Source organism: Streptomyces canus (genome assembly GCF_030816965.1).
In the GTDB taxonomy this organism is placed as follows: domain Bacteria; phylum Actinomycetota; class Actinomycetes; order Streptomycetales; family Streptomycetaceae; genus Streptomyces; species Streptomyces canus_E.
Genome location: NZ_JAUSYQ010000002.1, coordinates 8,393,359 through 8,404,810, shown reverse-complemented (window position 1 = coordinate 8,404,810; position 11,452 = coordinate 8,393,359). Strand labels below are relative to the sequence as shown.

Genomic DNA, 11,452 nt, shown 5'->3' with positions numbered 1-11,452 from the left:
CTCACTCGTCGTTCCTCTTCATGGGCTGCGTGGTGAGTGTAGGGAAACGGGTGGGGCGGGGCACGGTGTTTTCCGCACCCCGCCCTGGCCGATCCCTCGTAGGTGCTAGAGGCCCTGAAGACCGTCGTAGGCGGACATGACGAGGTCCAACCCCCGGGCGTCCTCGGCCGGTTCACGCATCTGGTTGGTCGCGTACGCCACCACCATGCGGGCGTCGGGGTCGATCATGACGAGGGACCCGCCCCAGCCGCCCCAGCCGAAGGTGTTGCCGAAGAGGCCATAGCCCAGGCCGTACCGCTGTGTCATGCCGATCACGCGGTCCTCGCCGGCGAACTGCTCCTCCCTGGCCCTCCCGGCGCCGGCGGCCGACAGCAGCCGTACACCCCGGACCGTGCCTTCGCAGGCGAGCGCGGACTGGACGAGCGCGATGGAACGGGCGTTGCCGAACCCGCTGGCGGCGGGGATCTGGGCGCGCCGCCACGCCACGCTGTTGCCGTCCCGGACACGCAGCGCGGTCCCGGTGGAGGGTGTCGCGTCGGGACCAGGGGTGGCGGCGCCCGCGGTGTAGTCCTCGTCCCGGCCGGGCGGGGGGACCGTGAGGGCGACGCGGTGATCATGCTCGGCGGAGAGTCCGATGTGGAAGTCGGCTCCGAGCGGCCCGGTCACCTGCTGGGTCAGGAACTCACCGACGGTGCGGCCGGTGATCCGGCGCAGGACCTCGCCGACCAGGAACCCCTGGGTGAGCGAGTGGTAGCCGGCCGCGGTGCCGGGCTCCCAGAACAGCGGCTGGGCGGCGAGCCGTGCGGTGGCGGCCGGCCAGTCGTAGAGCTCCTCGACCGGGCCCTCCCAGTGGGGCAGTCCCGCGGTGTGCGAGAGCAGATGCCGTACCAGCACCTTCTCCTTGCCCGCCGCGGCGAACTCCGGCCAGTACCGGGCGACCGGGGCGTCCACGTCGAGCTCGCCGCGGTCGGCGAGAATCAGCGCGCACAATGCCGTCATCGTCTTGGTCGTGGAGAAGACGTTGGTGATCGTGTCCCGCTCCCACGGGACCGTCCGGCCGACGTCGGCGAAGCCGCCCCAGACGTCCACCACCGGTTCACCGCCGACGAAGACGGCCACGGATCCGCCGACATCCCCCTCGTCCAGCAGCGCTGCCAGCTTGTTGGGGACGGCGGAGAACAGATCGTCGTACGTGCCCTGGATGTCGGCCATGCCGGGTATTGAGCCCACGGCGGCCGGACCGGGTCAACCGAATTAAGGGCGCCTGCCGGGCCGTAACGCGAAAGACCCCACATGAAGAGGGGTCTCAAGCCGGTGGAGGCGACGGTCAGGACACGCCTACGGAAGAAGTGGAGGCGTTCAATGCCGACGCAGGCACCAGCGTGCGAATGATCGCCTCCAACAGATCCGCAGCCCGCTTCCCCGTAACCGGATCCTCAAGAGCAGTGAGCAGCTCTTCCACGCGCGCGCGGATCATGGTCTTCTCATCGGGCACGACGTCCGCGCGATCTTTGCCCAAAGCGCGGGTGATTGTCCCGAATGCAGCCACCACTGCTTCGGCCTTCGCTGCGGGGTCACCCGCAGCGAACTGGAGGTCGGCATAGCGGTGGATCCACCACGCGAGTCCGATCCTGCGGTCGAGCAATCGCTCCCGAAGGATCTCCAGATGCTCCGTGATGACAGCCTCTTCAATCCGCAGACGCTCCACAGCCCGTCGGCGCTCACGAGCCGCTGCGGCCGTCTCCTCGGTGATGGTCAGGGCCGCAGCCCCGGTCACCAGCAGTCTCGGATCCGTAGAAATTTCCTCTGACAGAGCGGAATTAACTGCGGCCTGAGCTGCCTCCACCCACAAGACCTCGTAACGCTTCGCCACTCTCGCGGCCGCACTCCCCATCAGGGTCTGGGCCACCGCATCACCGTGCAGCAAGGGTCCAGTTCCAGTAACAGGCTCCCATTCGTACGTGAATCGAACATCGAAGCACAGTCCGCGATCGGCGCTCTCAAGCCTAGTGGAGAAGATCGCAGTAGACCTTCCCCACCTATGCTCGTCGGCGCCGGCCTTGGATCGACGGAACATCGTCACGTTCTTAAGCCGCCTGTCCGGTCTCGGTGGCCGAACGGCGGGCAGCGGTCTCACGAACCACATCGACGAACCTCGCTCGCAGCCGCTTCCTGAAGGCGCTTGCTCCACCGATGACCTTGTCCAGGTCGTCGCCGAGCGAGTCGGCTTCTTCCGTGAAGACTACGGCGACGATCTCCTCCACGGCCTCAGCGGGCAGGCCACCCTCGTCGGCCGCGTCACACCACGATCCCAGTACGTTCGCCGCTTCTTCCCGTGCCTCAGGACGCCGCCACACCGCGCGCCAGCCCTCCTTCAACAGCTGCCGTACAACGCGCCCTTCAGGCCCCGCGGACGTGAGCAGGGCGACCGTCGGATCCGCAGCACCGACGGCGGTGTCCAGAACGAAGACCTTGAGGAATGCCTCCCGGCTGGGCGCCTCCACGTCCGCCCCGGCTCCCCACTCGACCAACGTCTGCAGCACACGCGCCGATACCAACTCCTTCGTGAGCATTTCCCGCAACGCGCCCTCGGCCTCCTGCCGTACCTGTGGATCGCGCGCCCGGTCGAGGACATACCGGAGCCTCGTGAGTGCGATGCTCGTGTACTCCCGTCCCAGGCGTCCACGGCACACGGCGACGACCGCCCGCTGCCTCTCAGGACGGGTCACCGCCTTGGCCCACGCGCTCAGCTCCTTGCGTACGGACGAACCCAGCGACTGCTCCACAGACAGCCGGTCCAGGACGTCGACAGCAAGGTCGACATGACGTGCCTTACCAGTGAGCAGCCAGTCGTGCGTGAGGTCCAGAACGGCACTGGGGCCTTCGGACTCTGCGATGTATGTCAGCGACTCGGCGAGGCGGCCGAGGCTCCCGTCCGCGATGCCGCCGGGCTTACTGATCTCGCAGAGCCAGCGCGTCAGGATGGGTACCAACTGGGGTCGCTTGCGCCAGACATGCCGGAGCAGCGCCCGGTCGATGCCCGGCCTGGGCTTACTGATGGACACCGTTCCGTCCATCGCGAAGTGCACGTCGGCCACGGCACAGCGCTGGGTGTCATCGGCTCCGGCCAGCGGGCCACCCTCCCGGGCGGGCCAGTTGATACCAGTGTCGGCGAGCAGTGCGTCCGCAGCGTCCAGCACGGTGCGTGCCGGGCTTCCGTCGAGGAAAGCAGCAGCGATCTGCAGGGCCCGGTGCTCCGGTGCCTTCCCGTCGCTGCTCCCGAACCATGCCGTGAGCCGCTCTTCCCAACCCAGGAAACGGTCACGGGCCTGTGCGTCGTGGACCGAGGTGGCCTGCAGGATGATCTCCGCAAGGCGTACGCCATCGGCAGGCGGCTCGTCGCCGCTCAGCAGACCGGCGAACACACCGGAGGTGTCCTGCAGCCATCCCATACGGCCGGCCTGATGCGCATCGTCACCGATCCGCCGCAGTGCGACCTTCCGAACATCGGGCCGGCCGACCCGCAACACAGTGACGGGGACAGTCCGGCTGCTCTCCTCTCCCTTGTTCCACACATGTTCGCCGGCAATGACGACAAGCTTCGTGCCCAGCGCCGCCACCCGTCGCGCGTACTCGTCAAGCTGCTCGTGAAACCGTTCCCCGAGTGGCTCCTGCACCCCGGAGAGATTCAGGACGTACCCCGTCTCCGGCTCGGACGGGAGCCGTGCGACGTCAGGTTCCTCCCAGTCCGGGAACAGCTCGAAGATCCGATGCCCGGGAGGGAGCATGAGATCCAGCATGCGGAGTGCGGCGGTACGCCGCCCGGACGCTTCGCTTCCGAGTAGCACACGCACGCTGTTGGCCAACGGGGCTGCCCCGGGGAAGACATGTGCGGGCGCCTTGCCGTAGTGCACGGGCGGCTCCACGAAGAGGTTGCTGCCGAGCACGGCGCCTCGGTCGATGATGTGGGGTCTCAGGTGCGCAAGTTCCGCGACGTAGTTGGTGACCCGGATGTCGCCACCGGAGACGAGTACGTCGTGTCCCGCCTGAACGCCCTCCAGACGAGGAGCGAATTCAGGCGTGGACTGCGGCTGCCGCTGCGGCTCGTCCGCGGGGCCTTCGAAGTCCTGATACAGGTTCTCGTCCATCACTTGTCCCCCGAGATGTGGGTGTTGTTGCCGCTCCAGATGAAGTCATGGCCGGCCTTGACATTCCGATACGTCAGATTGCTATGCGCGACCCCGTACGAGGGCGCCGCCTTCAGCTCCTCGGTGAGGGCCTGAACTGCCTCCGCCGACTCACGCGACCGCGCTGCGACGACTCCGAAGAGCTCCACGACGAGGCGTTCGAAGTCCGCCGCGACGACCGGGAACCCCTCAGGCCCTGCGGCGGCAACGGCCTGCTGGTAGGCGTCGAGCCTGGCGAGAACGCGATCGCCTTCGTCGGGTGCATGCCGACGGAGCAGCGCAGCGCAGCGACCACGTGCATACGTCCACACGTCGCCGACCATGGAGTTGATGACCGCCGAACCGGCCAGCGCTGCGATCTCTGCGGACGTACTCATGTGTGCCTCTTCCTCATGGTCAGTCATGGAGGGAACTGCGAATCGTGCAGATCTGTGTGGCGCGGGACGAGGCGGGGTGAGCTGAAGCGAGCTCGCCCTACCAGCCGCGGATCTTGCGACCGTGCTCGCTGTCCGGGTACAGGAGGGCATCGGCGACACGGCCGCCCGAGTCCTTCGCTCCGCCGCCGAAGTTCAGCGTGCCCTGCGCGTTCGCGCTGGCGGCGACACCGTCCCAGTAGGCGGCCTCGCGCTCCCAGCGCACCGAGTCGAGCAGCGCGAAGAGGTCGTCCTCCGAGAGCGGCTGCCCGGAGGTGGCCCAGCCGGTGGCCTGGTGAACGGCGATCCCGATGCCGGCGAGGACGGCGGGAGCGGAGACAGCCGTACGTGCAACGAAGTGCGGATAGAGCCGGGAGACCACTGCTGACAGCAGCGGCAAGAGACAGCGCTCGGCGCTGTCGCCGCTCACCCCGTCGGGCAGGTCCTCAGCGTGCAAGGTGGCGGAGGACAGCCCGAGGCCGCCGCGTCCGTGCAGCGCGGTGATGACCAGGACACGCAACGCGGAGAGCGTGACGAGTTCCGGATCGGCCTTGGTCAGCTGTCGTTTGCGCGCCTGCACCAGCTTCCCGAACGGGACCACCTTCCCGTCGTGCTCGACCTTCACTGACTCGGCGATCCGGTGCGCGAGCTGCGTGCCGATGTCCCGCTGGTCCATGGACATGGCGAGGTTCTTCGCGACGGGTACGCCCTCGACATTGCGGTCGTAGAAGATCTGCCGGGCGTCCTCGACGCCAAGCCCGAAGTACAGCTCGAAGGGCAGTCGTACGCTGCCGAGCTTCTCGTACGTCGTCCCGAAGCGCTCAGGGTTGTCATACAGCTCGTGCCAGGCGGCGACCTGCGTCTCCCCGTCGATCGCCACGACCGGTGAGCCCGGCAGCACGGTGATGGTACGGATGCCACTGCCGGTGATGAGCTCCGCGCTCACCGCACCGGGCTGCCCGTCCAACCACAGCGTGATGGGTGGCGTCGACCAGGCCGCGCCATGTCCGCCGCTGACGCCGGTGGCGATATAGGAGGCGTACGAGGTGACATTGCGCCCTTTCTGCGTCGCCTTCAGCATGCGCTGCACGAGGCCGCGCACTTCGGCGTGGCGACGCAGTGCGCCCGACGCGTACTTCAGGGCGCGCTTGTCCTCCTCTGCCTTGGGTGAGGGGACGAGCTGCAGCAGCGTGGGCAGCCCCATCGTGCCGATGACGGCGTCCGGGCGGAACGGGGTGACCGTGAGCTGGATTCCCTCGACGGTCGTGGTCGGCATGGTGATGGTCATGGCGAAGCCCTTCAGGACAGGCAGGATCGGCGACATGCAACTGGAGAGAGTTGGCGCTCACCAGGTCAGCCACAGAGAGCGTGACAGCTTTTGTTAGCACTGTCAACGCGTTAACGCTCACGCTCCCCCTTCGCCGCGTGTACTCTGGCCCCATGGAGGACGAAGGATCCGCAACAGCACCGGTTGTCACGGCAGCTCAGATCGCACGGCTCGCCGGTGTCACGCGCGCCGCTGTCGCCAATTGGCGCCGCCGACACGACGACTTCCCCGCGCCCATCAGCGGCACGGCAGCAGGCCCGCTCTTCGCCCTGACCGAGATCGAGGCCTGGCTGGCCGGACAGCGCAAAGGGCGGGGGGTCTCGCAGGAGGTCGCCCTCTGGCAGTCCCTGCGCGCCGCGTACAGCGACGACATGACAGCCGCCCTCGTGGAGGTCGGTACGCATCTGACTGGTGAAGCCACGACGACGCTCCAGGAACCCATCAGCGAGGCCGTCGACCGCCTGGCTGCCGAACGCACCGCAGCGCAGTTGTTCGAGGACCTGCTCACTCGCTTCCTCACCTCGGTCGGCCGCAGCGGCGCGCAGGCAGTCTCATCCCCTCGGCTCGTCCGCGCCTTCACGCACTTCGCCGGCCCGCTCCAAGAAGCTGCGGGGCTGGTCTACGACCCGGCGTGTGGTGCCGGCTCGCTTGTGCTGTCGATGACCGGATCGGCCGCGACGGAGGTAGCTGGCCAGGAACTCAACCCTGGCCTGTTGCGGCTGACCCAACTACGGATCCAGCTAAAGGGCGGGTCTGCAGCCCACCTGGAAGTCGGAGACTCGCTACGAGACGACCGGCACCCCGATCTGCGAGCCCAACTCGTCGTCTGCGAGCCACCTCTGGGACAGACCGACTGGGGCCGTGAAGAACTACTGCTCGACGCCCGTTGGGAGCTGGGCGCACCGCCCCGTGCGGAGGGTGACCTGGCCTGGCTCCAGCACTGTTACTTCCACACAGCACCCGGAGGGCGCACGCTGATCGCGCTCGCACCGTCCGCTGCATACCGCAGGAGTGGCCGCCGAATCCGTGCCGAGTTGGTGCATCGCGGTGCTCTCACCTCGGTGGTCGCTCTGCCTCCCGGCCTGGCAACAAGCCACAACCTGCCGCTCCTGCTGTGGGAGCTCCGGCGGCCGGCGAGACCGGGCGATGAGGCTCGGTCGGTACGGATGATCGACCTGACGGCGAACGACCCGGACGGCCCCCTGGACCCCTCACCGGACCAGATCGCGGATGTCCCGCTGATCGACCTCATCCGTGCGGAGGTGGACCTCTCCCCCTCCGCGTATGTGACCGCAGCTCAGCCCGACTACCCCACGGAATACGCGCATCTTCGGGCGACGCTTGAGCAACAGCTGCGCGAACTCGCCGAGTTGCTGCCATCGCTGCCACCGGGGCCGGGGACCGGAGCCTTGGACGAGATCACCCCGGTGGGGGTCGGTGACCTGGTACAGGCAGGTCTGGTTCGCACGACGGAGGACGGCGAGGCCGCCTCGGCGAGCGATCAGCTCGACACGGACTATCTGCGTGGCTTCCTCCGCAGTGCGAGCAACACCCGCCGCAACACCTCCGCCACGGGCACCCACCGCAGCGACCTCCGCGGGGCACAGCTCCCGCAGATGGACATCGAACAGCAACGACAGTACGGGGCCGCGTTCCGCGACTTGGGCGAGTTCGAGCGAAGGCTGAAGGAACTTGTCAGGATGGGCGATCAAGCGGCCCGCCTGGCGTACGACGGACTGACCAACGGCGCCCTCGCGCCGACGGCGGCCGCGCACATTACGACAACGGACAGCGCGACACGAGAAGGTGCCGAGTGAGCAATACCAACCAGGAACTTGCCGACTTCATCTGGTCGGTGGCCGACCTGCTGCGGGGCGACTACAAACGCTCGGAGTACGCCAAGGTCATCCTGCCGCTCACAGTACTGCGCCGTTTTGACTGCGTGATGGAGGAAAAAGGCACGCGTGAGGAGGTACGGGCACGTGCCGCCACATTCGCCGGTGAGAAGAAGGATGCGCTGCTGCTCGGCATCTCCAAGCTGCCCTTCTACAACACGTCGGAACAGAGCTTCAAGACCATCGGCAGTGACGACAGGAACGTCTACGCCAACCTCAAGGACTACATTCGCGGCTTCTCGCCCGAGGTCACCGAGATCATCGACCGGTACGACTTCCACATCCAGATCGAGCGCCTCAACGACGCCGACCTGCTGTATCTGGTGGTCCAGGAGTTCGCGGCGATCGACCTCAGCCCGTCGAAGGTCAGCAACCACGACATGGGGTACGTCTTCGAGGAGCTGATCCGCAAGTTCGCGGATGCCTCCAATGAGACCGCGGGTGAGCACTTCACCCCGCGTGAAGTGGTCAAGCTGATGGTTGAGCTGCTGCTCGGCCCAGACGAGGAGCGCATCCGCAAGCCCGGGGCAGTCATCGACATCCTAGACCCGGCCTGTGGCACAGGTGGCATGCTCGCCGCGGCCGAGGAACACATCAAGCAGCTCAAGCCCAACGCCCGAGTCAACCTTTTCGGCCAAGAGCTCAACGCCGAGTCGTATGCGATCTGCCGCTCCGACATGCTACTCAAGGGACATAAAGCCGAGAACATTCGGTTCGGCAACACCTTCACACGCGACTGGCATGAGGACCGTAAGTTCAGCTACATGCTGGCCAACCCGCCCTTCGGAGTCGAATGGAAGAAAGCAGAGAAGGCCGTCCGCGAGGAACACGACGAGCACGGCTTCGACGGCCGTTTCGGAGCAGGTCTGCCCCGCATCAACGACGGCTCGTTCCTCTTCCTGCAGCACATGCTGCACAAGATGCAGCCGTTGAAGAAGGACGAGAACGGCGAGGAGATCGGCGGATCACGCATCGCCATCGTCTTCAACGGCTCCCCGCTCTTCACCGGCGGGGCAGGCTCGGGTGAGTCGGAGATCCGCCGCTGGATTCTCGAGCACGACTACTTGGAGACCATCGTCGGCCTCCCTGACCAGCTCTTCTATAACACCGGTATCTCCACCTACTTCTGGATTCTCAGCAACCGGAAGCCCGCGCACCGCAAGGGCAAGGTCGTCATGATCGACGCGCGCGGGGAGTGGGTGAAGCGGCGGAAGTCGCTCGGCGAGAAGCGCAAGGAGATCTCGGAGCAGCAGATCGCCGAAATCTGCGCGATCTACCGCGACGCGGAGCAGATCGCGGCGGACGAGAATCACCCGCAACACGCCAAGGTCAAGATCCTTTACAACGAGGAGTACGGCTACCAGCGCATCACCGTGGACCGCCCGCTGAAGCTTCGCTTCGAGATCACCGAGGACACGCTGGCCGAGCTCGCGGCTTCTGCGGCGCTCCAGAAGGTGCTGGGCGACAAGAAGATGTCCGAGGAGGACGTCGCCAAGCGGCAGGCGGAGTTCGTTGAGGCGCTGCGACCACTGGCTGGCCAGGTCTGGTCGACCAAGGCTGAAGCCCGCGACGCCTTGCACCAGGCAGTCGCGTCAGCTGGCCTTTTGTGGCCGTCGGGTGCTGCGTTCCAAAAGGCGCTGTGGAGTGCGGTGGGGGTACGCGACCCGCAGGGCGAGGTCCAATTCGCCAAGCCCAACCAGCCCGAGCCGGACCCGGACCTCCGCGACTCGGAGAATGTGCCGATGGGTCAGAACATCGACGACTACCTGGCAAAGGAAGTCAAGCCTCACGTCGACGATGCGTGGATCGCCGAGCTGAAGAACCCGAAGACGAAGCTTACCGAGCGATACAAGGTGGGCTACGAGATTCCGTTCACTCGCCATTTCTATGTGTACGAGCCGCCGCGACCGCTGGCGGACATCGACGCGGATCTCAAGTCGCTTGAGGCACAGATCCAGGAACTGTTGGGCGAGGTGACGGAATGACAACTGTAGATCATTGGGTCAATCAGGCACCCGCGCATTGGACGCGAGGCCGTCTCAAGAATCTAATTTCTGCCGCCTCAAACGGAACGTGGGGAAGTGACCCCAAGGAAGACGCCACTAATGTTCGCTGTATTCGCGCAGCAGATTTCAATCGAATTCAACGTCGCGCAAATGTTGAGCGGGCACCATTCAGGAGCATTGACAAGCAGGCATTGCGGCAGCATCAGTTGCACCCTGGAGATCTAATTCTCGAGAAATCCGGTGGAGGAGAACGGCAGCCTGTCGGCATGGCGGTCCTATTCGAAGGCGCAGACAGGGCCGTCTGCTCAAACTTTTGCGCCAAAGTCACTCCAGCAAGCGGCGTAGATTCACGCTTCTTGAATTACGTATTCTCTGCCGCCTACAGTCAAGGCCTAACGGAAATCGCGATCAAACAGACCACGGGGATTCAGAACCTGGACATGGGAGCCTTCCTCTCGGCATCATGGGCTTATCCAGAAATGGGCGAACAGCACCGCATCGCCGACTTCCTCGACACCGAGACCGCCCGCATCGACCGGCTTGCATCGCTGCAGACCGAGGTCATCGTTCGACTCGACGAACGCGAGTCGGCCATCGTGGATCTCGCCATCGACAACCTGATCGAACGCGCTGGTACTGCACCCTTCCGACGCTTCATTACAGGGATGGATCAGGGATCGAGCCCGCAATGCGATGCTGTTCCGGCCGATGATGATGAATGGGGTGTCCTGAAAGTCAGCTGCCTCAGGCCTGGTTCCTTCCGGCCGGACCAGAACAAACGACTCCCTGAAGGTTCTCTACCAGATAGCCGCAACGAGGTACGCGCAGGCGATCTTCTGATCACCCGCGCAAATACACCGCAACTGGTGGGTTCAACTGCAGTAGTACCTGCAGTACGACGCGGCCTCTTGCTCTCAGATAAAATCTTCCGAGTCACTATCGCGAACTCATTGGACTCGCACTACGTTGCACTCATCGCACGCGGCAGCCGCGTACGAGCTATGTGTTCAGCGTCATCCAACGGTGCTTCACAGTCGATGGCCAACATCCGCTTCGACGAAGTGAAGGAGTGGCCAATCCCAGTAATCAGCAAGAGCGAACAAAAGAAAGTAGTATCTGAGATCGATCGGAGCCGTACTCAAACTGCAGCTCTACGGACGCGCATCGTTCGCCAATTGGACCTGCTTGCCGAGCGTCGCCAGGCGTTGATCACCGCCGCCGTCACTGGTCAGTTCGACGTCTCCACCGCCTCCGGCCGAGGAGTTGAGAGTCCATGAGCTCCGACAAGGCAAGCCGTTGGCTGATGACGGACACCAGGCCCGCCGTTCCCTTTGTGGACCGGCTGCACGTGAGCGGGTTCCGGTCTATCGCCGACTGCGATGTGACGTTCGGGCCATTGACCGTGCTCATCGGGCGGAACGCCTCAGGGAAGTCCAATCTCCTGGATGCACTGCGCTTCCTACGCGACTGCGTGGAGAGGCGTCCTCTCCACGCAGTCACAACCCGTGGAGGGGCCGACGTCCTGTTCCACCACACGTCGAACGCCGAGACTTCCGACACCCTGTCCATCGAGGTTCACCTGTCACTCCACACCTCTGACGGTGACCACCCTTCAGTCCACCCC

At 65.3% G+C, this 11,452-nt stretch carries 8 protein-coding genes and 1 pseudogene; 4 read left to right on the top strand and 5 right to left on the bottom strand.

Annotated features, from left to right (window positions below; genetic code table 11):
* Positions 1-105: 105 nt before the first annotated feature.
* The 5 genes from QF027_RS39525 to QF027_RS39505 form a co-directional block, all read right to left on the bottom strand.
* Positions 106-1,212, bottom strand: a complete 1,107-nt coding sequence (locus tag QF027_RS39525) for a serine hydrolase domain-containing protein (protein WP_307080154.1) — start codon at positions 1,210-1,212, stop codon at positions 106-108.
* A 115-nt stretch (positions 1,213-1,327) separates the two neighbouring features.
* Complete coding sequence (locus tag QF027_RS39520; protein ID WP_307080153.1) at positions 1,328-1,909, bottom strand: hypothetical protein; 582 nt, start codon at positions 1,907-1,909, stop codon at positions 1,328-1,330.
* Between the two features lie 178 nt (positions 1,910-2,087).
* A complete protein-coding gene (locus tag QF027_RS39515) occupies positions 2,088-4,148 on the bottom strand; it encodes a hypothetical protein (protein ID WP_307080151.1) in 2,061 nt (686 codons plus the stop codon).
* Positions 4,148-4,564, bottom strand: coding sequence for a hypothetical protein (locus QF027_RS39510; RefSeq protein WP_307080149.1), 417 nt, complete (start codon positions 4,562-4,564; stop codon positions 4,148-4,150). Before QF027_RS39510 ends, QF027_RS39515 begins: the two co-directional genes overlap by 1 nt.
* A 97-nt stretch (positions 4,565-4,661) precedes the next feature.
* Complete coding sequence (locus tag QF027_RS39505; protein ID WP_307080148.1) at positions 4,662-5,888, bottom strand: DNA sulfur modification protein DndB; 1,227 nt, start codon at positions 5,886-5,888, stop codon at positions 4,662-4,664.
* A gap of 152 nt (positions 5,889-6,040) precedes the next feature.
* On the opposite strand from QF027_RS39505, the gene QF027_RS39500 reads away from it, so the two are divergent.
* From QF027_RS39500 to QF027_RS49805, 4 genes and pseudogenes are all read left to right on the top strand, one after another.
* Positions 6,041-7,744 carry an N-6 DNA methylase gene (locus QF027_RS39500; RefSeq protein ID WP_307080145.1) on the top strand — a complete coding sequence of 568 codons (1,704 nt, stop codon included), beginning with the start codon at positions 6,041-6,043 and terminating at the stop codon, positions 7,742-7,744.
* Positions 7,741-9,807: a type I restriction-modification system subunit M gene (locus tag QF027_RS39495; protein ID WP_307080142.1), complete on the top strand. Its 2,067-nt coding sequence runs from the start codon at positions 7,741-7,743 to the stop codon at positions 9,805-9,807. The genes QF027_RS39500 and QF027_RS39495 overlap by 4 nt, the downstream gene beginning before the upstream one ends.
* Positions 9,804-11,105, top strand: a complete 1,302-nt coding sequence (locus QF027_RS39490) for a restriction endonuclease subunit S (RefSeq protein ID WP_307080140.1) — start codon at positions 9,804-9,806, stop codon at positions 11,103-11,105. Before QF027_RS39495 ends, QF027_RS39490 begins: the two co-directional genes overlap by 4 nt.
* A pseudogene (locus QF027_RS49805) lies at positions 11,102-11,395 on the top strand (AAA family ATPase); the annotation flags it as partial. The gene QF027_RS39490 and the pseudogene QF027_RS49805, both read left to right, overlap by 4 nt.
* Positions 11,396-11,452 lie beyond the last annotated feature (57 nt).

Excerpts from the sequence above, each read along its gene's own strand:
- QF027_RS39525 (WP_307080154.1), bottom strand. The coding sequence starts at position 1,212 with ATGGCCGACATCCAGGGCACGTACGACGATCTGTTCTCCGCCGTCCCC.
- QF027_RS39515 (WP_307080151.1), bottom strand. The coding sequence starts at position 4,148 with ATGGACGAGAACCTGTATCAGGACTTCGAAGGCCCCGCGGACGAGCCG.
- QF027_RS39510 (WP_307080149.1), bottom strand. The coding sequence starts at position 4,564 with ATGAGTACGTCCGCAGAGATCGCAGCGCTGGCCGGTTCGGCGGTCATC.
- QF027_RS39505 (WP_307080148.1), bottom strand. The coding sequence starts at position 5,888 with ATGACCATCACCATGCCGACCACGACCGTCGAGGGAATCCAGCTCACG.
- QF027_RS39500 (WP_307080145.1), top strand. The coding sequence starts at position 6,041 with ATGGAGGACGAAGGATCCGCAACAGCACCGGTTGTCACGGCAGCTCAG.
- QF027_RS39490 (WP_307080140.1), top strand. The coding sequence starts at position 9,804 with ATGACAACTGTAGATCATTGGGTCAATCAGGCACCCGCGCATTGGACG.